This is a genomic window from Streptomyces sp. NPDC057950 (genome assembly GCF_042887295.1).
Taxonomy (GTDB): domain Bacteria; phylum Actinomycetota; class Actinomycetes; order Streptomycetales; family Streptomycetaceae; genus Streptomyces; species Streptomyces kaempferi.
This window is the reverse complement of sequence record NZ_JBHVPP010000010.1, coordinates 115,336-137,857: the sequence shown is the minus strand read 5'-3', so window position 1 is coordinate 137,857 and position 22,522 is coordinate 115,336. Positions and strand designations below refer to the sequence as shown.

At 68.6% G+C, this 22,522-nt stretch carries 19 protein-coding genes and 2 pseudogenes; 13 read left to right on the top strand and 8 right to left on the bottom strand.

Annotated features, from left to right (window positions below):
* Positions 1-4: 4 nt before the first annotated feature.
* Positions 5-319 carry a hypothetical protein gene (locus ACFVTC_RS18460; protein ID WP_390128131.1) on the bottom strand — a complete coding sequence of 105 codons (315 nt, stop codon included), beginning with the start codon at positions 317-319 and terminating at the stop codon, positions 5-7.
* Between ACFVTC_RS18460 and ACFVTC_RS18455 the strand changes: the two genes are divergently transcribed.
* On the top strand, positions 299-610 hold the full coding sequence (locus tag ACFVTC_RS18455; RefSeq protein WP_390128129.1) for a hypothetical protein: 312 nt from the start codon (positions 299-301) through the stop codon (positions 608-610). The two genes, ACFVTC_RS18460 and ACFVTC_RS18455, sit on opposite strands and share 21 nt — an antisense overlap.
* 93 nt (positions 611-703) lie before the next feature.
* Here the strand turns inward: ACFVTC_RS18455 and ACFVTC_RS18450 are convergent, their stop codons facing one another.
* Positions 704-1,258: a hypothetical protein gene (locus tag ACFVTC_RS18450; RefSeq protein WP_390128126.1), complete on the bottom strand. Its 555-nt coding sequence runs from the start codon at positions 1,256-1,258 to the stop codon at positions 704-706.
* A 63-nt stretch (positions 1,259-1,321) separates the two neighbouring features.
* Here ACFVTC_RS18450 and ACFVTC_RS18445 point away from each other — a divergent pair, with 63 nt between their 5' ends.
* A complete protein-coding gene (locus ACFVTC_RS18445; RefSeq protein ID WP_390128123.1) occupies positions 1,322-5,374 on the top strand; it encodes a CHAT domain-containing protein in 4,053 nt (1,350 codons plus the stop codon).
* 573 nt (positions 5,375-5,947) lie between these two features.
* On the opposite strand, the gene ACFVTC_RS18440 is transcribed toward ACFVTC_RS18445, so the two are convergent.
* Together ACFVTC_RS18440 and ACFVTC_RS18435 are read right to left on the bottom strand one after the other, a co-directional pair.
* Entirely contained in the window at positions 5,948-6,304 is a 357-nt protein-coding gene (locus ACFVTC_RS18440; RefSeq protein ID WP_390128121.1) for a hypothetical protein, read from the bottom strand.
* A gap of 137 nt (positions 6,305-6,441) precedes the next feature.
* Positions 6,442-7,296, bottom strand: coding sequence for a GNAT family N-acetyltransferase (locus tag ACFVTC_RS18435; protein WP_390128119.1), 855 nt, complete (start codon positions 7,294-7,296; stop codon positions 6,442-6,444).
* Positions 7,297-7,391: 95 nt separating this feature from the next.
* Between ACFVTC_RS18435 and ACFVTC_RS18430 the strand changes: the two genes are divergently transcribed.
* The 7 genes from ACFVTC_RS18430 (at position 7,392) to ACFVTC_RS18400 (ending at position 14,131) form a co-directional block, all read left to right on the top strand.
* Positions 7,392-8,234 carry a hypothetical protein gene (locus tag ACFVTC_RS18430; RefSeq protein ID WP_390128117.1) on the top strand — a complete coding sequence of 281 codons (843 nt, stop codon included), beginning with the start codon at positions 7,392-7,394 and terminating at the stop codon, positions 8,232-8,234.
* 227 nt (positions 8,235-8,461) lie between these two features.
* Positions 8,462-9,034 carry a hypothetical protein gene (locus ACFVTC_RS18425; protein ID WP_390128113.1) on the top strand — a complete coding sequence of 191 codons (573 nt, stop codon included), beginning with the start codon at positions 8,462-8,464 and terminating at the stop codon, positions 9,032-9,034.
* 67 nt (positions 9,035-9,101) lie between these two features.
* Entirely contained in the window at positions 9,102-10,280 is a 1,179-nt protein-coding gene (locus tag ACFVTC_RS18420; protein WP_390128111.1) for a sensor histidine kinase, read from the top strand.
* Positions 10,277-10,936, top strand: a complete 660-nt coding sequence (locus ACFVTC_RS18415) for a response regulator (RefSeq protein ID WP_390128108.1) — start codon at positions 10,277-10,279, stop codon at positions 10,934-10,936. Before ACFVTC_RS18420 ends, ACFVTC_RS18415 begins: the two co-directional genes overlap by 4 nt.
* A 111-nt stretch (positions 10,937-11,047) precedes the next feature.
* Positions 11,048-11,683 carry a GPP34 family phosphoprotein gene (locus ACFVTC_RS18410; RefSeq protein ID WP_390128107.1) on the top strand — a complete coding sequence of 212 codons (636 nt, stop codon included), beginning with the start codon at positions 11,048-11,050 and terminating at the stop codon, positions 11,681-11,683.
* A gap of 15 nt (positions 11,684-11,698) precedes the next feature.
* Positions 11,699-13,270 carry a carboxylesterase/lipase family protein gene (locus ACFVTC_RS18405; protein WP_390128104.1) on the top strand — a complete coding sequence of 524 codons (1,572 nt, stop codon included), beginning with the start codon at positions 11,699-11,701 and terminating at the stop codon, positions 13,268-13,270.
* 162 nt (positions 13,271-13,432) lie between these two features.
* Positions 13,433-14,131 carry a hypothetical protein gene (locus tag ACFVTC_RS18400; RefSeq protein WP_390128102.1) on the top strand — a complete coding sequence of 233 codons (699 nt, stop codon included), beginning with the start codon at positions 13,433-13,435 and terminating at the stop codon, positions 14,129-14,131.
* A gap of 229 nt (positions 14,132-14,360) precedes the next feature.
* Here ACFVTC_RS18400 and ACFVTC_RS18395 read toward each other — a convergent pair whose 3' ends face one another.
* From ACFVTC_RS18395 to ACFVTC_RS18385, 3 genes and pseudogenes are all read right to left on the bottom strand, one after another.
* The gene (locus ACFVTC_RS18395) at positions 14,361-15,005 is read right to left on the bottom strand and encodes a LuxR C-terminal-related transcriptional regulator (protein WP_390128100.1); all 645 of its coding nucleotides are present in this window, start codon (positions 15,003-15,005) and stop codon (positions 14,361-14,363) included.
* Positions 14,990-16,228, bottom strand: a complete 1,239-nt coding sequence (locus ACFVTC_RS18390; RefSeq protein ID WP_390128098.1) for a sensor histidine kinase — start codon at positions 16,226-16,228, stop codon at positions 14,990-14,992. The genes ACFVTC_RS18395 and ACFVTC_RS18390 overlap by 16 nt, the downstream gene beginning before the upstream one ends.
* Positions 16,229-16,570: 342 nt before the next feature.
* Positions 16,571-17,104, bottom strand: a pseudogene (locus ACFVTC_RS18385) (transposase family protein); the annotation flags it as partial.
* A gap of 401 nt (positions 17,105-17,505) precedes the next feature.
* Here ACFVTC_RS18385 and ACFVTC_RS18380 point away from each other — a divergent pair.
* Together ACFVTC_RS18380 and ACFVTC_RS18375 are read left to right on the top strand one after the other, a co-directional pair.
* Positions 17,506-18,330: a hypothetical protein gene (locus ACFVTC_RS18380; protein WP_390128097.1), complete on the top strand. Its 825-nt coding sequence runs from the start codon at positions 17,506-17,508 to the stop codon at positions 18,328-18,330.
* Positions 18,331-19,160: 830 nt separating this feature from the next.
* A complete protein-coding gene (locus ACFVTC_RS18375; protein ID WP_390128095.1) occupies positions 19,161-19,988 on the top strand; it encodes an LLM class F420-dependent oxidoreductase in 828 nt (275 codons plus the stop codon).
* A gap of 164 nt (positions 19,989-20,152) precedes the next feature.
* Here ACFVTC_RS18375 and ACFVTC_RS18370 read toward each other — a convergent pair whose 3' ends face one another.
* Entirely contained in the window at positions 20,153-20,746 is a 594-nt protein-coding gene (locus tag ACFVTC_RS18370; protein WP_390128094.1) for a uridine kinase, read from the bottom strand.
* Positions 20,747-20,921: 175 nt separating this feature from the next.
* Between ACFVTC_RS18370 and ACFVTC_RS18365 the strand changes: the two are divergent.
* Positions 20,922-21,761: pseudogene (locus tag ACFVTC_RS18365) on the top strand (MMPL family transporter); the annotation flags it as partial.
* A gap of 72 nt (positions 21,762-21,833) precedes the next feature.
* Entirely contained in the window at positions 21,834-22,202 is a 369-nt protein-coding gene (locus tag ACFVTC_RS18360; RefSeq protein ID WP_390128411.1) for a TM2 domain-containing protein, read from the top strand.
* The last annotated feature ends 320 nt before the right edge of the window (positions 22,203-22,522 follow it).

The following is a 22,522-nucleotide window of genomic DNA, read 5'->3' as shown; positions in this document are numbered from 1 at the left end:
CCGCTCACTGCTGGGCCAGTACGCTGGTGAAGTCCTCGGCGCGGATGATCCGGATCAGGCCCGATTCGACGAGCGGGCCGGAGAAATACTCCAGGTCCGTGGCCGTGTCGTACTTCTCATCCTCGCGCGCCGTCGGGTCGTCGAGGATTCCGACAAGCAGAACCGCCCGCTCCTCGGGCGAGATCTCCGCCCGGCTCTCCGGCGCGGTCTCATCCGAGGCGCGGCGCCGTCCCTTTGGGAGCAGGCCCTCCAGCCAGTGCTCTCTGTCGAGGGGAAGGACCGGCGGGTCACGAAGGTCATGGCGGCCGATCACACCCACACCGCGTTCGCGTTGTGCACGACGGACGAGGACGTGATGGGGCTGATGAACGAACTCGTGCGGGAACGGGAGCTGTCGGCCCAGGAGTTGGTGGAGCGGGCCGCCGCCGTCATCGGGACGCTCCGCGTGACGATGTACGTCGCGGTGGAACCGCTCAGGCGCTGGTCCAACGGGCCCTACCGCGGCAACGACGTGAGCCCCGGACTCGTCGATCAGAGGATCATTCGCGCTTCCGTCGGGGGCGGACGCTTCCGCGCGATGCTGCGCGAGGGGAGCGGTCCGGGGACCTGAAGACGAGGGACCCCAGGGCGGGGCGATCCCCGGATGCGAGGGGAGCAGGAGCTGTTGAGGTCGAGCGGCGCCTGGTCACGAGGGCTGGCCGGATCAAGCAGATCTGTCTGCTTCGGCAGTTGAGTGAGGTTCCCACAGCACGACCGCTGAGGTTTCGTCGACGCGGGCGACGTAGTGCCGGTCTCCGATCCGGCACTCGATACGCCACTCGTGGGTTTCGGCGTTCTCCGACGCCGTCAGGAGGCGGGGCGTGGGTGCGTCCGGGGGAGAAACCGCCGCCGAGGACGCCTTCACTTTTGCCCATGCCTGGTCGAAGTCCCAGTCCGGCGGCGACGGGGTGTGCGAGCGCCGGCGGTTCCAGCGGGCGCGCAAGGCGGAGCCGCCCGCGGTCAGCAGGAGTGTGGTGATCGTGGAGACCGATGCCTCACCGGCAGCCTCCAGTAGGTCGGACGCGCCGCGTTCGGGTGTACGTGACGCTGCCAAGGCAGCACGTGCGACGCGGAGTTCAGCCTTCTCCGCGTCGGACAGCGGGGCAGGGTCGGGCATCAGCAGCACAGCGATCGTTCCGGCGGGTGAGGGCTCGAGAGGAAAGGCGATCGGGTAGGTCGGTGCGCTCAGGTTCTCTTTCGCGGCGGCTTCTTGTGACATGTGCTGTCTACTCCCGGAGCAGTAGGGTCTGCCGCTAATCTCCCCTTGAGGGGGATGATGGGCATGTCGGGCACAGATGTGACGTCTGGACGTTCATGGGCGCTGGAATTGTTCTGGCAGGTCGGAACATATCGGTCGATCCGTAGATTACGCAGGCGAGTTGGGGATCTGCTGATCGCTGTGCCGTTGTCGGCCCTCGGATTGGTCTGGGAGTGGCGTCGAAGCGACACCAGGCCGCTGCCGACAAATTGGGCCGAGTCGCCGGGGCACGCGTGGGTGGTGGTGTCCCAACAGCACCAGGGACCAAGGTGGTTGGATCCCGACATGGTCCTGCCGGTCCTGGACCAATGGATCAACGGCACGCGCGCGATGGCCTGGTTTCCGGTCCTCCTTGCTGTGGTGGTCTTCCTGGTGCTGCGTGGGCGTGTGAAGGGCGTCCTGAACGATGTCCTGCTGGTCGACCCGGACGACCAGCAGGACACTCCGACGCGCCGTGACTGGGTTGAACTCGCCCGAAAACTGCTGCTGGTGCCGGTTGTCGCGATCGCGGCGTCCGTCTACCTTTTGTGGGACGGATACGGAGACTGGAGCGCACGGTATGTGCCGCTGCTGGTCGCCGTCGGCGCCGCCTTTCTCGTCGGGCGCATGGACAGCACGGTTTCACGGCGTCCGCGGACCAACGCCGGATGCCGAGTCCCGATGCGCACGCTGCTGTCGCGCCGGGGGCGGCGTGCTGTCCGGGAGGTCGCTTTCCAGCACGCACTTTTCCAGGCGGGCGCGGGATGGTGGAACGTCGACGTCGTGGAGGAGGGCCGGCCCCCGGAGCCGTACTCGGAAGACGACGAACACGACGGCGGGCGCGCGAGGCGCCGGGAGTGGTTCCTGCAGCGGGCCTGGGCATTCCGGGATGCCGGAGGGGCTGCCTCTCTCGGTTGGTACACGGGCTGGGCCATCGACATGTGCGTGAACGTGGGGGACCTGGAGACGGCGGAGGATCTGCTGCGCGGGGCCGCGGACGTGGCCGGAGCGGCTGACACCAGGTCCTGCCGTGCAGCGGAGGCCGCATTGTTGGACGTCGTCGGGGCTCCTTCGCTGGCGGCCGAGCAGTGGCGGAAGGCCATGGAGGGGCCGGGTCGGGTCCCGCTGGCTCTGCGGGTGCGGGCCGAGCGGTGCCCTGCCTTCGTCACCTCGAAGGGGCGGGCGCCGTCGGCGTGGCGTTTGACCCGGCTCGCGTGGTTCCAGACGGGGCAACTGCTCGTTACCGAACTGGCCGGCCGGCTTCAGGAGGACTGGCCGGGACCCGCTGAGGACAGGGGCGTCGCCCGACTCGATGAGCTGATCGATGCGGTCGGTGCGGCCGCGCTCCTGGACGATACCGACGTGTACGCGGGGGCTGCGAGGGACAAGGCGGCGGCCCTGTATTCCCTGGGCGAGGCCCGTGCGGCGGCAGGCCGCACCATGCCTGCCGCCGATGCCCACCTCGCCGCCGTGGACGCGTATTTGACGCTGCGTGACCCCTCCGGAGTCGGCCGTGCCCTGGCCTCGGCATGCCTGGCTTTTCTGTCCCATCCCCGGCTTCGTGCCACCGAGGCGCAGCACGCCCTGGACCTGCTGCGCGTCGCCCTTGGCCTCATGGAGCAACGGCGGGCCGCGTTGCGTGATCCCGATCGCCGCAGTGCGGTGGCTCGTCAGGACGAACCGCTGCATGATGCCGTACTGGACCTGGTCGCCGAAGACCGGCACTGCGATGCCGCCGCGCGCGCGGAACTCGCGCTGTGGCTGATGGAGTCGCGGCGGCGCAGTATCAGGGACCATGTCCTCACCGATGCCGGCGTCCCGGACGATGCCGAATTCGCCGCGCAGTGGCGCGAGCTGGAATCCCGGGAGGCGGAGCAGCACGTGCCGCCGCCACACTCCGGCTGGGCCAAGGCGTGGGAGGAAGCGCTGTCGGCTCCCGAACTCGCCGATGCCAAGGCGAACGTGTGGGCGACGATCACCGCGCTGCACGCTGCCCTGCCCGCGCCGACTGCCACCGACATGTCCTCGTCGCTGCGCCGCGCCGGCGACGCGGTGGTGCTCACGTTCCGCACCCGGCGTACCCCGTCGGCCGGTTGGACGGTGGACACGGTCATGGCCGCCCCGGGCTTCCCGCCGCGGCTCTACCGTGCCGTTCTGCCTGCCGCTCGCCGGCACGACGGTGACCCGGTGTCCGTCGCCCACGACGCGTGCCTCACGCTGGATGCTCTGCACAGCGGTGACCACGCCGCCGTGAGCCATCTCATCCGCAACGTCGGTTGTGACCTCTTGGCCTGGAAGGACATCGCCACCGCGGTGCTGCCGCCCGGCCTCGGCCGAGTTCTCACCACACGACGTTCGACAGCACGCCGGCCCGTCCTCATCGTTGTCCCCGACGGCCCCGTCGCCGCACTGCCGCTGGCGGGACTTCCCCTGGACGACGGCGAACTGCTGGGCGAACGCGCCTTGGTGACGCTCGCTCCATCCCTCGCTGTGCTGCGTGAGCCGGAGCCGGGCGGAGCCACCGGTCCGAGCACGCAGCGGGTGATTCTCCACCTGGACGCGCATGCCCTGAAGGTCTACGGCCAGGAGACCGATCTGCATGCAGGCGACGCCCGCGTGCGGCTGAGCACCGACCGCGCGAGCCTCATCGAGGAACTGGGTGTCCGCCCTGCCGCGGACATGGCCCTGCTCGCGGCCCACGGTGAGTTGGTCCGTACGCCGGGCGCACCGGACAGTGGGAACGAATGCCTGCCGCGACTGGCGGACGGCAGCACGCTTTCCGCTGCGACGGCGTTGGGTCTGGCCTGGCCCAACACCGTTCTTCTCGGGACCTGTTGGGTCAGCCGTCTCGACACCGCCTTCGGCCGTGACCCGGTCAGCTTCCCCATGTCATGTCTGCTCGCCGGAGCGCGGACCGTAGCCGGGGCCACCGGACCCGTCCAGGACAAGGTCGCCTCGGACGTCTTCGGCGGAAGCACCGCCGAGGCTCTTGGCGGCCGGGATCTGTGGGACTCCTTCCACCTGCGTCTGCGCCGTCATCTGCGCGACGGTTTCGGGGACGCGGCCGCTCCCGTGGCTGGACCCGGCATCGCCGTCTGGACCGTCCAGCCGCCGGTCGCGCCGGCACCGACAACCCACCGCCCACTGTGGGACCGCGACGGCCTGACCACAGGAACCGCCCGCAGCGATGACTCACCCTTCCACACACGGACTGGACACGAACTGCTTCTTCCCACGGCCTCCGAGGCACTCTCCATCGCCCTGCGCCACGCGGCGGGCGGCGCCCGACCACAGCAGGTCGTCGACACGTTGGGACTGGCCCTGGCGATAGCGGCCACCGACCCGGTGGGCAGATGGGAGGACTTCGCCGACATGGACGGCGGTGCGGGCCCCGCCACCTTGCCGCTCTCGGAGCAATCCACCGTCGACGTCGTTCTGGCGGACGGAACCTGGGTGGAGGCCACCGTCACGGTAGCCGTCGCTCTGGAGATTGCCGAACTCCTGCGCCGTCACCTCGACGACGAGTGGCTGCACCCCCAACACGCCGTGTACGGCCTCATGCACATCGAGGAGACGGACGGGCCCCGGCCATCGATCTTCTTCCATGCGTCACCGCGGCGAGGACGGCAGAAGCTGGCCGCGCACGCGTTCAACGGCGCCGACCTGCCCCACCCCGACGAACTCTCCAACGACGACCATCATCCTGGCCCGCAACCCCCGGCCGACGACGACCTGGCGATCCGCCTTCGCGGACTGGGCCGCCAATACTTGAAAATGGCGCTCATCGCGGCGGCAGTTGCCGGCATCATCCTCGGCTTCTTCCTTCCGGACATGGCCCGGATCGCCCGCACTCCGTCGCTGGGTGCGCAGTTCCGGCCCGTGCGCCTATCCACGGGCGAGATCGTCAACGAAGTTATCTGGACGGTCGACGGCGGCCCCGCAAACGCTGCTGGACTGCACCCCGGCGACATCATGACCGCACACGGCAGCCTGCCCGACGGCCGCACGGCGATGATCGTCTCCTCCCCGGTCGGCACACCGTTGCGCCGACTGACCCTGACGCCGGTGGCACCACGATGCCTGGTGATGCGCTGCTGAGGTCTGCCCGGTGCATCCGGAACGTTTCGCGGTACACGCCATCGCCGGTCGGCGACGGCGCACAACGGCATTCCGCCGACGCAGTACAGGTGGACTGACCTGCAGACCAGCAGGCGACTGCTGCCGAGCCACGTCACAGGGGTGCGGCCAAGATGCACCCGGCGGTTGTGAGCGGGCGTGTTGATGTCAGGGGTTGTGCCTCAGAGGTGTTCGGTCGTTGATTGCCTGGTCATGCATTGTGGGCGTGTGCCGGCCTGCTGTCATGAGGTGACCAAGGGGCTGCCGTTCAGCAGCTGGGGCAGGGCGGGTCGGCTGTCGTGGGAGTGGGCGTTCCTACTGGGGTTCTTCAGAGGCCGGTGTGCTGTCGGCGCACCTCGACGGCGATCTGTTCGGGCGCTCCGGGACGAAGCCGAGGGCCGCAGGAAGGCGACCTTGAACGCGGAGACGTGCGATTCGTGACCTTGGGCGAGCGACATCTGTGGAAGTTCCCGAGTACCTGACGGGGCTGCGGCTGTCCGCAACCGCAGTTATGGACAGCCCTTAGGAAGGCACCGGAAGACGCGCGAGATCACCTCAGTCCTGTGCGTCACCCTCTTCGAAATGCAGCGCCAGCGCGCGCAGGATGTCAGCAGTGGACACCTCCGCTGCGCCGTCGTCGTGCGCCTCGGCGAGAGTGACGAACGCCAGGGCGAATGCGGCTGCCATCTGCTCGATGGCCGGTGACCACTCGCGCTTGACGGCCATGGTCACGTCGCGGATGGTCGCGTCGGGAGCGAACGCCAGCTTCGGCATGAGATCCGTCAGGAGCGAGGAGATCATCCCGGATGTCGGTTCGTCGCCCTGCTCCCGGCCTTCGCGGATCAGTCGCCGTCTCTCGAGGGCTTCCGTCAGTACGGCAACGACTGCTTGCATTACCTCGCGGTGCTCCATGCACGGCAGCCTACGACTCCAGTGCGAAGCCACGGTTCGGATGAGCGTGGGCTGTTCGTGTGCAGAGGTGAGCGCTTCGGCCCTCCCAGGTCCACGAGTGCAGCCCCTACCACGGAACCAAGAGTCCCCACTGACTTTCACTGCCTGCCGGGCTCGAGGGCTTCCGTCTGATGAACGACCCCGAGCGACGCCAGTCCCTCGGCCGCGCACAGGCGGTCTGACGCGCCGCCTACCTGGGTCTGGAGGATCTGGTAGGCGGCACCGTGTTCGTGTCCCCACCACATCGCCGCGCGCCACAGGGCCCGCCCGTATCCGCGGCCGCGGTACTGCGGGAGCACGCCGAAGTACTGCGGCAGGAGGCGAACGACCCCGGTGGCGTCGGGCATGGTGTCCATCGGCCCGATGGCGCCGACCACCCGGCCCTCGTGCACCACGGTGAGGACCGGGCCGGTCTCCCCGGCCCGCATCCGCTCGTGCAGGAACGCGAACCCGTCCGCGGCCATGGCGCCGGCGAACTCCCCGAACCCGGCTCCCGCCGACAGCTGGTCGCACTCGTGGACCGGGAGTCCGGGTGCCGGTCCGGGCCCGGCGGTGAAGTCCCTGAGCTGCACGCGGATTCCACCTCGGGCGAGCTCGTCGGGCTGGCCGGGGGCGAGGAACGATACGACCCGGGCCCGGACCGCGCCGTGCGCGTGGGCGAGCTGCCGGGCGAGTCCTGAGGCGGTGGCGAGGCTCTCCGGGGAGGACCTATACGCGTGGACTCGGACCGTACGGGTACCGCGGTCCACGAGTGTCGGCACGAGGGTACGTCGGCGGTCGTGCTCTATCGCGTCGACCAGGACCTGCTCGGCCTTCCGGTCGGACCACCGGCGGTCCTTGTCGTGGGGAAGGAAGCGGTCTGTCCCGGCGGCCTCCACCACGGCGGCGAAGACGTCGGGGAGCGGGCTGCCCGGGTGGATGGGGCCGAGGGTCGGCACGTACGGTACGGGCATCACAGGCTCTAACCAGTCCCAGCGGAAGCGCATACCCGTACGCTACGCGCGCACGACGGCCAACGCTGGGGCCCAGGGGAGCAACATCCCAGGTCATGGCCGTACTGTCCCCCCTCACAGATGCGATCCAGGGGTGGGCAGTGAAGAACGTCGTCATACGAAGATGGGCCGTCCGCGCCGCAGGCATGGTCCTGGGCCTCGGAGCGGCCGGCTGCGGTGCCGAGAAGGGCGGGGGCTCCACCGCGGACCACGCCCCGGGCGCGGAGATCGCCGCGCGAACGGCTTCCGCCGCGACGCCGACGCCGAAAGGCCCGGCACAGCGCCCCCTGACGCAGCATCAGCTCGAACGGGCGGTGGTCGACGAGCGGGACCTGCCGGGGTGGAGCATCACCAGGCTGGGCTCCGGCACGGACGGCTTCGGCGACGGCACCGTCAGCGCCCTGCACGAGGAGGCCACGCGTCCCGTGTCCTGCGCGCCGGTCGGCTCCGCCGTGGCGGGCGGCGCCAGCAGGTACGCCCCGCTCGGCAGCGTGACGCGCATGGCCCAGAGCGACGACGGAATATCCACCTTCCACCTCGTGTCCTATCGCGCGGCCGCTGCCGCGCGGGTGATGCACGAACTGCGGTCGGCCCTGGCGACCTGCACGACGTACACGATGAAGTGGCCGACGCATACGACCTTCGAGGACCTGCGTCGCACCGACGATCCGCATCAGGGTGACGAGGGGGTGTCGTTCCAACTCGACGTCGTTTCATCGTTTCCCGCCATGGACGGCGATCCCGTCAGGACGCTCCAGAGTTTCCAGGTCATCCGCTCGGGTTCCGCCGTGGCAGTCTTCTCCGCGTTCAGCACCCGGGCCCATCGGATCGAGAAGGTTCCCGCCGCTCTCGTGACCGCCCAGGTGAAGGTCCTCGAAGCCGGCGGCCACCGGCCGTAGCACCGGGTGCCACGCGGATGACCACGCTGTTGCCGGCCGTGGCTTTGGCGGCCTTGTGGACGCGTGGTTGTCGGGCCAGTGGCGACACTGGCGCCGCTGCCCGTTTGGCTGTGGCCCCAGCCGGTCGCTGATGCCTTCGACTACGGCGTCGGCCTCCACGACGACGGAAATCCCGTACCCGTCCGGTAGACAGGAGACAGGAGACAGGAGGCAGGAGAACGGCAGTCATGACAGCGCAGAGCAGCTTCGATGACCTGACAGAGCTGTTGCCTCCACGGCCAGGTAGTGGCCTGGCCCTGGACTGGGCGGCGGTCGAAGAGGCCTGGGGAACAGAGTTTCCCTCCGACTACAAGCACCTCATCGGCCACTACGGCGATGTGGTGCTCGGGGACTACCTGCAAGTCATCGTCCCCACCACCGTCACACCGGACACCTGCGACGAACCCGGCGCACCACGCGGTGGCATGGGCTTCATCACAGCAGATACCCGCGATACGTTGACGGCTACCGAGCCCACCGGAATCGACGCCGAGCCAGAACAGTTGGTTACCTGGGGAGCCGCAAGCAGCGCTGACCTGTTCTGCCGGCTCACCCGTGGTGAACTGGAAAATTGGCCCGTACTGGTCTTCCGTCACGGTGACGACGCCTGGACTCAACACGACTTTGGAATGACGGATTTCTTGGTCCATGTGTTGAATGCTCGACCGGACGTGACGGTGATGGCCGAGACGCCGTTGTGGGGCGACAGGAGTCCTTCGTACGTCAACTCGACGGAGCGCCGACGAGCACGAGGAAAATGACGGAGAGAGCTCTTGTCCAAGGGCTCACCGGACCACGCGTCCGGGGGCGAGGACCTAGGGTTGGGGTGTGGACCGCGACAGCAGGCAGCCGGATGAATCGGACGAATCATTCGCCGGGGACGCGCGGAGCGCGGTGTCGCCCCGGACGGGCGGGGTGCTGTGGTGGGGGTCGGCCGGCCTGGTGCTCGCGGTCCTCGGTACCTCGGCATTCGTCGCCGGCACGGAGCACGGCCGACGACTGCCTGTGGCCTTGGTGCTCATCCTCGCGCAGGCGTGCGCCCTGAGGTGGCAGGAACGCCGTGTGGTTGTCGTACTGGTCGCGAACGCGGCGACGGGGCTCATGGTGTGGGCGTTGCTGCCCGCGGTGTCCTTGACGGGGGCGTTGCTTGCGGCGCAGATCGGGTTGTGCGTGCTGTCGGCCACCAGGCCACGACGCGTCTCGGCGCGGGGGCTCGCGTTCATGTGCCTGCCGGCGCCGCTGGCGTTCGCGGCCGGCGACAGCTCGGGACTGACGGTCTATCTGCTGGCGGTCGTGCTGGCGTGGACCGCGGGGCAGTGGCGCAGGGCGCAACAGGATCGGACGAGGGCGGAGACGCGCCGGGCTGTCGTGGAGGAGCGTGCGCGGATCGCGCGTGAGGTGCACGACGTCGTCGCGCACACCTTGTCGGTGATGGTCATTCAGGCAGGCGCTGCCGACGATGTGTTCGCCCAGCGGCCCGAGCAGGCACGTCAGGCGCTGCGGGCCATCGAGACGAGCGCCCGCTCGGCGCTGGGCGAGCTGCGGCTGCTGCTGCGTGCGTTCCATCCCGACGTGGAGGAGGACGGGTCCGAAGGGCAGCGCCGACCGGGACCTTCGCTCGCACGCCTGGACGAGTTGGCCGATACGCTGCGCGCGACCGGAATGGCCGTAAACATGTGCTGCGAGGGCACCACCCACGGCCTGCCGGCCGCGGTCGATCTGGCGGCGTACCGGATCGTCCAGGAGGCCCTCACCAACACGCTGCGCCACGCGGTGGGCGCCGACGAGGTGAGCGTACGCGTGATTGCCGATGGAGCCTGCGTGAAAGTCACGGTGATCGACAACGGGCGTGCTGTGCAAGGCAGATCGGCCGTGGAGGGCGCGGGTCGCGGTCTGCTGGGGATGAGGGAGCGCGCCCGGCTCGTGGGAGGCAGCCTGCACGTCGGTGCACTGCCCAGAGGCGGGTTCGAGGTGGCCGCGCGCCTGCCGGTGGAGGGAACGTCATGACCCTGCGCGTGGTGCTGGCCGACGACCAGGCCCTGGTCCGTACCGGATTCCGCATGATCATCGACGCCAGGGACGACCTGGAGGTGGTCGGTGAGGCATCCGATGGCCTGGAGGCGGTGCGGTTGACTCGCGAACTGGCGCCCGACGTGGTGCTGATGGACGTACGTATGCCCGTCGTGGACGGCATCGAGGCGACCCGGCGGATCGCGGCGTGCGGCAGCGGGGCCAGGGTGCTCGTGCTGACCACCTGGGACGTTGATGCGCACGTGGTCGCCGCCCTGCGGGCCGGGGCGAGCGGCTTCCTGCTGAAGGACATGCGCCCCGGTGAACTGGTCGACGCGATCCGCGTCACCGCCCGGGGCGACGCGCTGCTGGCGCCGGCCGTCCTGAGCCGCGTCCTCGACCGGTTCCTGCGTGCCACGCCCGACCCTGTGCCGCTGCCCTCCGTCGCAGACCTCTCCGGCCGCGAGCGTGAGGTCCTCACCCTGATCGGGCAGGCGCTGTCGAACGGGGAGATCGCCGGCCGGCTGTGCCTGTCGGAGGCCACCGTCAAGAACCATGTCACCGCGGTACTGCGCAAGCTCGGCCTGCGTGACCGCGTCCAGGCCGTCGTCGCCGCGTACGACCACGGCCTCGTGCGACCGCACCGCCCTTGAAGGCGCCTCCTCCTCAAGGAGGAGGCCGGGCCGCGATCCTCCCGTGTTCCCAGTGGCAGGCCGTCCCCCCGGCCGATCCGTGGCAGGGGCGGACGGCCCTAGCGTCGAGGTGTGACCGACGATCTGCCCAGCCTCGTATATCTGCTCGCCTACGACGACTCGGCCCAGGGCCCCTATGACCGCGCCCGGACGGAACTGCTGGTCCGTGCCGCTGTCCTGATCGACCTCGCGTTGCGTGGCCGGCTGGGGGAGGACGGCGGGACCGTCATCGTGTCCGGCACGGAACCCACCGGGAGTCCTGTCCTGGACGCCGCTCTGCGCGACGCCGCCGGGCACGGGTGGAAGCAACTCCTGCGCCACCGACGCGAGCGGACCCTGACCGAGGTGGAGGACCGGCTCGCTGGTGCGGGACTCCTCACCGTGAAGGAGCCCCGCACGCGCTTCGGCTCACGGCGGCTGGTCTTGACGGACCGCGCCGTGCCTGCGGCACTCCGCGCCCGCGTGTCCGCGGCGCTGCGCGGAGAGGGTTCCGTGCGGGAGATCCCCGCCGCCGACGCCGCGCTGCTGGCGCTGGCAGCGGCGGGCGGTGTCCGCTCGGTCGTCTCCCGGCAGGACCAGAAGACGTTCCGGGCCCGTATCGACGCCTGCACAGGGCGTCTCGCCACCCTCGCGCCCGGCCTGGAGAAAGCTGTACGTGCCCTGCCGATGACCATGATCGCCGCGCAGGGCGGCATGGGCGGCAGCTGAGCGATGGGGAAGATGATGAGCGGACACCGCCTCCTGAGCACCCTGTGCTGCGCTTTGCTCGCCGTGCTCGCGACGGCCTGGCCCGCAGGGGCAGTGCCGCCCAGGGAGCCCGCCCGGCAAGACGCCGAAACGACGGTGGGCACCCACGACGGTCTGGTGCGGGGTGCCGCCCACGACGGCTACCGGACCTTCGAGGGCATCCCTTATGCGTCGCCCCCCGTCGGCAGGATGCGCTGGGCGCCGCCCCGCCGGGCGGCGCCATGGCTCGGGATACGAGACGCGACCCGGCCGGCGAGCACCTGCCCGCAGCAGGCCGGCGAGGTACCGGGCGGCAGCACCGACGAGGACTGTCTCCACCTCAACGTCACGACACCCGACGGCTCAGGACCGACACGTCCCCGGCCGGTGATCGTGTGGCTCCACGGCGGTGGCTTCACCACCGGGGCGGGAAGCTCGTACGACCCTCACCGCCTGGCCACCCGCGGCGACGTCGTGGTCGTCACCGTCAACTACCGCCTCGGGGCGCTCGGTTTCCTCGCGCACAGCAAACTGCCCGGCTCCGGCACCTTCGGCCTCGCCGACCAGCAGGCGGCACTGCGCTGGGTCCGCACGGAGATCGGCGCCTTCGGCGGTGATCCGCACAACGTGACACTGGCCGGAGAGTCGGCGGGCGGCTACAGCGTCTGCGCCCAGCTCGCCTCACCCGCCGCCGCGGGGCTCTTCGACCGGGCAATCATCGAGAGCGGTCCCTGCACCGGACGCCAGGACAGGCCGTTCGCGCCATCCTCCGTCCCTTTGTCGACGGCTCGCAGCGACGGCGCCGACTTCGCGGCGAAGGTCGGCTGCGGCTCCGTCCCCGACGCCCTGACGTGCCTGCGGCGCGTACCCGTCTCCCGTCTGCTCGAGGCCCAGGACACTGATCAACCGCCCGCTCACGGCACCCCGTTGCTGCCCGATGATCCGGCGACGGCCATCGCGACGGGCCGCATCCACCAGGTTCCCGTACTCATCGGCGACAACCACGACGAGGGCAACGGCTGGGCAGCCGGAATCATCCAGGCCGGCCATCCCGTGACCCCCGACACCTGGCCCGAGATCGTGGCCGCCTTCTTCCCCCTCGCGGGACAGGCGAAGGCGATCGTCCGTGAGTACCCGGTGCACCGCACCGACGGCGGTCCGGTGTTGGGAGCGGTCATCGGCGACGCGAACTTCGCGTGCCCGACGGCATCCACCGCAGGCCTGCTCGACGCGGATGTCCCCGTCTGGCGCTACGAGTTCGCCGACGAGCACGCACCACCACTCACCTCGGGCACCCCACAGTTCCCCCTCGGCGCACCCCACGCCAGTGAACTGCCCTACCTCTTCGACCTCGGCGGCCGCCCCCGCGCCCTGACCGCGGCCCAGCACCGGCTGGCCGACACCATGATCGACTATTGGACCCGTTTCGCCCGTACTGGCGATCCGAACGCCCCGTCCTCGCCGCATTGGTCCCGCCGGGCGGTGCTGTCCCTGGCACCGGACCGCATCGTTCCCACCCGCACGGCGAAGGCCCGCCACCACTGCGCGTTCTGGGACACGCTCGGGTGACCCCGAAGACGATGGCCGTGAGGGCCGGTCAGCCCGGCCGGCGGACCGTTCAGGAGGTGTCCGGCCAGATGTGCGGTCCAGCGGCGAGGAGCCCTGCGGGCCGCAGAAGTCACATCGCCGAACCAATGAGGAATCCACCACACGAACACTGAGGGGACAGCCATGAACGAAACCGTCGTGAGGCGGCTGACGGGCCTCGCAAGCATCGTCACTGCGGCCGCCTTCATCGTCGAAGTACCCCTGTATTTCGTCTACTCCGGTCCGCCACCGGACTCGAACGTCCTCGCCAGGCTACTGATCGGCATCCTCGCGCTGGCGTTTCTGATCGTCTTCGTCACAGCCTTCCGTGAACTGGTCAAACAGGTGAACCCCGCCCACGAATGGATCGGCACGATGGCCTTCGCCACCGGACTGGTCTACTCGACCATCACCCTGGTCTCCAGCGGGTTGGAAGCAGGTGCGGTCATCGCCGCCGACCATCCGATCGACCCGACCGTCACGGTCAGCGGCACATACGTCCTCTACGGGGCGATAAGCCGCCTCATGATCGCCCTCTTCCTGACCGCCGTGGGCTTTGCCATCTCCCGTACGAAGCTGTTGCCGCCCTGGACCGGCCGCTCCGCATTCGTCCTGGCGGCGGTCAACCTGCTCTTCGTGCCGTCTCTGTTCTTCGGTAACACCCCCGCACACTTCTACACGGCGAACGGCTGGGGCACCACCGCTCTGATGGGCGCGCTCTTCAGCTATTGGATGCTCGCCCTGGGTATCTCCATATATCGCAGCGCCACGCATCCCAGGGGCGTGCCCGTGGGGCATCAGACGGCGGTGCGTCCGGCGTCCACCGGAAGAAGTGCGCCCTGAACTGAACGAAGCCTGCGGCGTCGCCGCCGACTCCGTCATCCGCTACCGGCGCCGCCCGACCGGGTGAGGGAACGCGCGCCCTTGGCGGAATCTGCGGATTTCGAACCCAAGGCCGGAAGGACGACGTGGTATCCATCGCCACGATCCTGTACGACGGGCTGCGCTACGGCGCGGTGAATCACAACTGGATCAACCACAACACGCAGGCCAAGAAAATCCGGGAGTCGACTCAGCCTTCCAAGTAGGCGAGTACTGCCAGGATCCGACGATTGTCATCCTCGGACTGTTCGAGCCCGAGTTTCATGAAGATGTTGTACGTGTGCTTGCTGACGGTCTTCTCGCTGACGAACATCCGGCCGGCGATGGCCGCATTGGAGCGGCCCTGCGCCATCAACGAGAGCACCTCGTGCTCGCGCGGTGTCAGCTCCAGCAGACGCGGATCTGCCGAGCGGTGCGTGAGGAGGGCGCTGACCACGTCGGGGTCCATGACCGTACTGCCGGCGGCCACCTGCCGGACGTTGGCGACGAACTGGCCGACGTCCAGCACCCGATCTTTCAGCAGGTAGCCCACCGCGCCGGCACGGTCCGACATCAGTTCCCTGGCGTACAGCTGCTCGACGTATTGCGAGAGCACGACGATGGGCAGGCCGGGAATCTGCTCGCGTACGTCGATCACGGCCCGCAAGCCCTCGTCGGTAAAGGTCGGGGGCAGCCGCACATCGACGACCGCGACGTCGGGTCGCAGGGTCGTCAGCGCCCGGATCAGCGAGGGTCCGTTGTCGACTGCGTCGACGACTTCGAAGCCGTTGGCCTGGAAGATCCTGATCAGACCTTCCCGTAGCAGGGCGAGGTCTTCGGCTATGACGATGCGCACGGCAGCGACATCCTTATCTCGGTGGGCCCACCCGGCGGACTGTCGACGATCAGGGTGCCGTCGAAGGCTCCCAAGCGGCGTACGACGCCCCGTAGGCCGCTGCCGCCGTCGAGGCTGGCGCCTCCGTGACCGTCGTCGGACACTCGCATCGCCAGCAGTCCCGCCGTAGAACTCGGTCGTGCGGTGAACTCCACGGTGATCTCGATGCGCCGGGCATGGGCGTGCTTGATGGCGTTCGTCAGAACCTCGGCGACGGCAAAGTAGGCCGCAGACTCGACCGGCGCGGGCAACCGCCCGGGCAGACGGGTGACCACCGACGTGGGTATCGGGTTGGCCAGGGCCAGAGCCTTCAGGGCCCCGTCCAGGCCGCGATCCGCGAGCACCGGCGGATGAATGCCGTGAACCAGGTCGCGCAGTTCGGCCAGGGCGGTGGATGTTGCTGCGCGAGCCTCCGCCAACAGTTGCTGAACGGCCTGGGGGTCGTCAGGCAGAAGTTGTTCGGCCAGGCCCAGACTCATGCCCAGGGAGACGAGCCTGGCCTGTGCGCCATCGTGCAGGTCTCGTTCGATTCGGCGTAGCTCGCCCGCCTGGGTATCGACCGTGTCAGCCCGTGAGGCGGCGAGGTGAGCGATGCGGGAACGAAGTTGTGCCTGCGCGGTGGGAGCCAGCAGAGATCGGATGATCAGAGCGTTGAGATTCGCCAATCGGGCGGCGCCGGCATACCAAAGCAGGAGGAACAACGGGCCGAGCGGAACCAGAGCGAAAGATTCCTGGACACTGTGCAGGCGAAATGCGTTGCCCAGCGGTGTACGGAACACCTGCGACGGGGTCAGTGCATACACCAGCGGATAGCTCAGGTAGAAGACGCCGCACAGAAAGAGCACGAACGACAGTCCATAGGTAAACCAACCAGTGATCGAATTGGCCACCAGCCAGGCCCAGTCCCGCCAGGTCGCCGGGTCGCGCAGGATCGTCCACAGCCGCTTGAGCCAACCAGCGTCGGGCATCGGCAGGTACGGCCGAGCCACCGGTTCGCTCAGTTGGTCGGCAGCCCACCGCCGATGCAGGTCGGCGAACCAGCGCACCAGAGCAGTCGAGACCAGGGTCATCGGTATACCGACCCCCAGCGAGACGACCGTAAGCGAGGTCGTCCACAGCGTGAGCAGGCCGAAACCCAGTATCGCCCCGAGAAACAGCAGCAGCGACCAGCCCAGCAGGCCCATCCGCAGAGAGAGCCCGGCACGTAGACCTGCTCCGCTTCCGGAGCGCTTCTCCGACCGTGGGCGGCCACTGGAGGAGTGCCGCCCGCGCGAGTAAGTCATCACGCTCCATCATCATGCATCGCCGCGTCGATCAGCCGGCCTGCCCACGCCCGGCGCGATCTTCGGTCAGAGGTCGATGATGACCGGCTCGGACAAGTTCACGCAGTGGGGTTTCCTCCACCATCACATGGTTCCAGCCCCCGTGTCCTTCGCTCGCAGGTCCGGGAGGCTGGAGTGGTCGGAACGCCTGCCAGCGGCACGCCTCACGTGAATGCCGCCTGGGGCTGCGCCGCGGCTCCAAGACAGTACGTCGATCCGTTCGTGGGTCTCGGCGTCGATCACGATGGTGGCATAGCGGTGCCGCCGGCGCAGGGCGAAGTCGTCGACGCCGATCACGCGGGGCGTCCGCCCGGTGGGCAACGGGATCCGCAGCAGGGCGCGCAGAGCCGTGTGGCGCGAGACGCCCGCCGCGAGTATCGCCAGCGAACGTGCCCCCGCCCGGCCCGCCAACTCCTTGACCACCGCCTTGACTTGCCTGGTCAGGCGGGTGGTGCGTCGCTGGTATCGGTCCAGGACTCCGGGCACCTCCTCGCGGAAGGTATGTCGGCAGCCGCCGGTGGGGCACACCAGACGTCGCACCCGCACGCGGACCACCACCCGCCGTCCGTCGACCGGCACGTCAGCCACGGACCGCCAGTGATAGCCGTGCACCCGCCCCGACGACGCCCCGCACACCGGACAGACCGCAGTGTTCTGCGGAGTCCGTGCCCGCACCACGACTCGCTCGCCCTCGTCGACCACATCCTCGATGACCAGTGGGAACAGTCCTGAAAACACCGTCTGCACAAGCTCGTTGACATCCTTCACATGGATACCAACCACACCTCGCCACTCTGCGTCACCACCGAATATGAGACAGGGTCGTTAGATTTACACTCCCACCTCGCCGCCGCCGACCTCGGCCACACCACCCGGACCGTGAAGCATCGGCTCAAGCAGATCCAGTACCGCCCCGAGCTGGTCGACGGCCGCCTGGCCGGCACCGGACTCATCCTGGACGGCGGATTGGTGCGGGTCCCGAGAGAACCACGCAGGCGCCGATTCCGCCCCGACCTGCAGAGCAGCACCACCCGGCGGCCGGGCATCCAGGCTCCGCGCGTGGGGGGCATCGGCGATAGCGATCCTCCGCAGGCCAGACCCCCACGGCGCCCGCCGGACAGGGGCGGTACCTTGCCGACATGCGTATCTCGACAGGTGAGGCCGCGTTCTCCGGCACGATCGTGTACTGCGGGCGCCAGCACCACAGCGTGCACGGCCTCGTCCACGTCCTGGGCTACCAAAACACGGCCGTCAACCTGGCGGACGGCCCGAACGCCATGCTGCTGCACCTGCCCACCAGGCAGCTCACACGCCGGCACTTCCTCTCCGCCGGGCGTGCTGGGGACGTCCTGCACCGCATGGTCGCCGCCGTGGAAAACGTCGCCGCCACAGCCGACGACATCGCGTGGATGAGCGCGGAACCGCAGCCCGTCCAGGTATTCGACCACGACGTCTACACGGTGCTCTTGGCTGACGACGCCACCGCGATCCCCGGCTCGCTGTGGCAGGTGCCGCCGCACCGGCGCCCCGATTTCGACCCGGATCTCCTGCACTTCTACGCCGACCACTTCCCCGACCACACCATCGTCGTGTGCTGCTTCGACAACGCCGACGCGCAACGCGCCAAGCCCTTGCTGCTGTGGTACCCGCCCCTCGACCCCGACCGGCTGACCGTGCCGGCCCTGGACAGCCACACCGGTAAGGCGCCGGACCTCGACGCCACCGTGCCCGTGGACCACTGGGTCCTGTTCTCCACCGACCATGCCCCCTCCGACTGGGGCGCACCCGTCGCCTACCCCAGGGACATGCGCCACCGCCTGCGCGCCTTCCTCCCCACCGCCGTCGTCGGCCGGCACTACGGCCGGGGGCAGACTCTGACCAACGGAGACTTCACCATCAGTCACCGCGACCTGCTCACCGGCGACCCCGACCGCATCGAGCGCCTGCAACCGACCCGCCCCTGAAAGATCAGGACGGGCGGGAGGTGGCACGTCGACCGAACCTGACATCTCCCACTCAAGTTCGGTAGCAGTCCCATATCAAGGCGAAAGAGCTCGTGTTATAGCTTCGGCGCCGGGCGCACCGGACCGGTCAGCACGACCGCTACGCCGAGGGGAGCCGAGCATAACTTTCGCACGGACGGTCCGCTGATCAATCGGCGCTGGGCCGTTGTTCCCGAGGAGGCCCTCGGCGTCGTTCCCCTTGTGCGCACGGAGCGGAACGGGCGCTTCGTAGCCCCGAAGTGGCTTCGAGGAACTCGTCGAAGCTGACGAGCCTCGCATGGTTTCGGCTAGAGCGATGACGGGGCATCGCGTTCGCCCTCTCACCCTGTCTGTCAGCAGCACTCGGCAGGGCCGCGGTGGCACTGTCGCGGTCAATCGTACCGGGCTGCCCTACTGGGGGTTATGAGGGAGTTCCGGAGAGGCGGTCGTCCCGGCGTCGGCGGGATTGAACGTGCCGGTTCGGATTGCCGGGCCCACAGGGATGCGGAGCGGCGGTCAGGATTGCCGGTTCACGCGACCCCAGACGGCGGCATCGCTCCACAGGACAGGTCGCGGCGTCATCGTCCAGCTTCCGTGCCAGGAATCCCTCCAGCCATCTGGCGACGCATCCTGGCTCAGCTACGGAGGTAGGGGAAGCGAATATCCATTAGGGCGCGTTGAGGAACCCGTGCCCTTTGAAAGGTGGGGCCGCTCGTCGACGGCCGGAAATCACGGCCCCCGCACACCGCAACAGCACTGACCCGGCCCGCTCCTTCAGGGAAAAGACGCACACGGCATGGTTCACTTGAGAGGTGAAGATTGGTGTCACCACATTCCTGACGGACGAGGGAATCCGGCCCGCCCCGCTGGCTAAAGCCTTGGAGGAGCGAGCTTTCGAATCCCTTCTCCTGCATGAGCACAGTCATGTCGCGGCGAAGCGAGAGACGCCATTTCCCGGTGGTGGGGAACTACCCAGGATGTATTACCGCACGCTGGACCCGTTCGTCGCGCTGACGGCGGCCGCAACGGTGACCGACAACCTGGTCCTGGGCACCGGGGTGGCTTTGCTGGTTCAGCGCGATGTGATTCATACCGCCAAGCAGGTAGCCAGCCTGGACCTGGTGTCCGACGGGCGGGTGCTTTTCGGTGTGGGTACGGGCTGGAGTCGTGAGGAGATGCGTAATCACGGCACGGATCCTCGTACGCGGGGGAAGTTACCCAACGAACAGTTGGCCGCGATCAAGGAGATCTGGACCAGCGAACAGGCGGAGTTCCACGGCGAGTACATCGACTTCGCCCCGATCTTCTGTTGGCCGAAGCCAGTACAACGCCCGCATCCCCCCATTTTCATCGGTGGCGATGGAGAGGCGGCATTGGCCAGAGTGGCGGCGCATGGTGATGGTTGGATGCCCCACTCGGTGGGCAACCCGGCCCGGGTCCGGTCCCAGTTGAACTGGGTGACCGAGGTCGCCGGAGATGTGCCGGTGACCGTGGCGTCCGTAGCACCCAGACCCGAACTCATCGCCGCATATGCCGAAGCGGGGGCTGACCGCGTAGCGCTTTCCCTGCCGACCCAGCCCGAGGCCGAGACTTTGCGGATGCTGGATATGCTCGCCGCGCTCGTCGGCGACTATAGGTAACCAGCGACCCTGCACCGTGCTTCAGCCATCCATCGGAATTGGCAGTTGCTCGACGGGGCAACGGCTGAGCGCCCTGTCCGGCAACGCACGGCGGACAGAGTGCCAAGCACCCAACTCGCACCATGTCGAGTGCTTGGGTACGGGGAAGGACGGCCAAGGCCAGGTCAGTGCCCGCAGAACACGAGGTGGGCCCTTTCCCGGGGACGGGTCAGGGCCAGGTAGTGGTCCTCGGCCAGGCGCCAGCGAGACTCCCAGTCGATCGGGCCGTGGTCGTCGCCGCGCTCTCGCAGGCGGCGCATGGATTCCTCGCGGGGGGTGTCAACGTAGACGATGAGGTCGTAGTAGTTGGCGAGTTCGGGCCGGGCGGTGTACACGCCTTCCACGACGACGACGCCGGATGCAGAAACGGCATGGCTTTCGTCCGGGGCCAGAGCACCGGTCGCCCAGTCGTAGCGCCGGTAGGCGGCATCACGGGCTGCTGCGAGCGGGACAAGCACTTCTTCCCGCAGTCGCTGCCAGTCGAAGTAGCGGTGGTAGCCCTCTTCGGGGTCCAGGCCGGCACGCTCCTCCGGGTCCATGGGGCGGTAGAAGTCGTCACCGTGAACCACCACAGCGCCGCGCAACTGCGCGAGGGCCGTCGCCAGGGTCGACTTGCCCGAACCACCCATGCCATCGATCGCGACCAGGACCACTCCTCCGTGGCTTCGGGCGTCGATGGCAGTGGCAACCGCTTCAGCACCGATCGGGATCATCGCCATAGCAGCATTCTGATCACAGGACGTGTCCCAGCAGAAGGGTAGGGCTTCGCATTTCGATCCCGAGGCCGAGTCCCCTGCGCCGCCGCCGCACCTGCCGCTCGGTCCACCACCGACCGTTCGAAGGACGCTGCTGTCGACAGCGGTGAACAGATGCTGCCCGGTCTCGGGCTCTGCGACCGTTCGCAGCACTCGGGGAGTGGCCTCGGCAACGGTGCGGCCGGTGACAGCGGCGAAAGGACTGTCCATCATCGACGTGGTGCCGACCAGCGCACCGCAGGACAAGGCCACCAGCAACCTGATCAGTCACCTGCGCGAGGAGGTCGTCCCCGCGGCGGAACAGGGGAACAGCTTGACGGTCCATGTCGGCGGCAGGACAGCGGTCTCCGCTGACCTCGCCGACGTGCTGGCAAGCAAGCTGCCCCTCTTCCTAGGGGTGATCGTCGGACTCGGCTGCCTGCTGCTGATGGTCGCCTTCCGCAGTATCGTCGTGCCGCTGACCGCCGCCGTGATGAATCTGCTCGCCTCGGCCGGATCGTTCGGAGTGGTGGTCGCCGTATTCCAGTGGGGATGGGGTTGCGAACTGCTGGGCCTCGGCAAGGCCGGGCCGGTCGCGGCCGAGCTTCCGGTGATCATGCTGGCTATCCTGTTCGGTCTGTCCATGGACTACCAGGTCTTCCTCGTCAGCCGCATCCACGAGGAGTGGGAGCACACCCGGGACAGCCATCGCGCCATTCGCGTCGGTCAGGCTGAGACCGGCCGCCTGATCAACGCAGCCGCCCTGATCATGATCTGTGTCTTCACCGCCTTCGTTTTCGGCGGTCAACGGGTCATCGCCGAATACGGTGTCGGACTGGCCGCGGCGGTGACCATCGATGCGTTCATCCTGCGCACCGTGCTGGTGCCGTCACTCATGCACCTTCTGGGACGAGCCAACTGGTGGCTCCCCGCCTGGCTGGAGCGGATCCTGCCCAGGGTATCCATCGAGGGCGCGCCCTCTGGCCGGCCCATCCCGGCCGGCTCCGTCCCCACCGCTCCCGTCCCTGATGGACCTACTGGGGCAGCGTGGAGGGCGGCCCGCCATCACGACGTGGCGACCACCGCGGTTCGACCAGCGGTGGCCCCTCCCCAGCCCGAGCCGTCGCTTCGGCATCAGGCGGCTCTGCCCGGCCTGCAGCCGCAGCAGACCGGCGCACTGCACACACCGAAGTCGGTCGTCGCGGCGTACGTCTGCTGGATCTTCCTCGGCGTCTTCGGCATCCACCACTTCTATCTCGGCAGGAAGAACCGGGGGCTCTTGCATCTGTTCACCCTGGGTATCTGCGGGCTGGGCTGGCTGGTCGACGGCGTGACGCTGCCCCGCCAGGTGCGGAGTGCGAACGCGCGCATCGCCACGCGCGACGTTGCAACCCCAGCCGAGTGGACCAGGGCCGGCCGAGCAGACACCACACCCCGGTGAGCACCATCATCAAGTCCTCCGTGGCGCCGACTCACGAATCGGCCGCCCCCGGTCGTGGGATGCGCTTGTTGCTGCCGGCCGGTCCCGGCTTGTAGGAGTCAGCCGGCTGCGGGTCCTGGAGCGGATGGCGGATGGGGATGCTAAGGGCTGTCCCGTAATCCCTGGCGGGCGCACGACGACAGCTACGGCACCTCGCCGCGTTGTCGGATCGCCCGAATATGCCCAGCATGAGGACGACCCTCCGCCTTGCGATGCACCGCATCTGACGCCGCGCGCTGATCCACCGGGGATTACGGGACAGCCCTGAGCCGGCGTCGAGG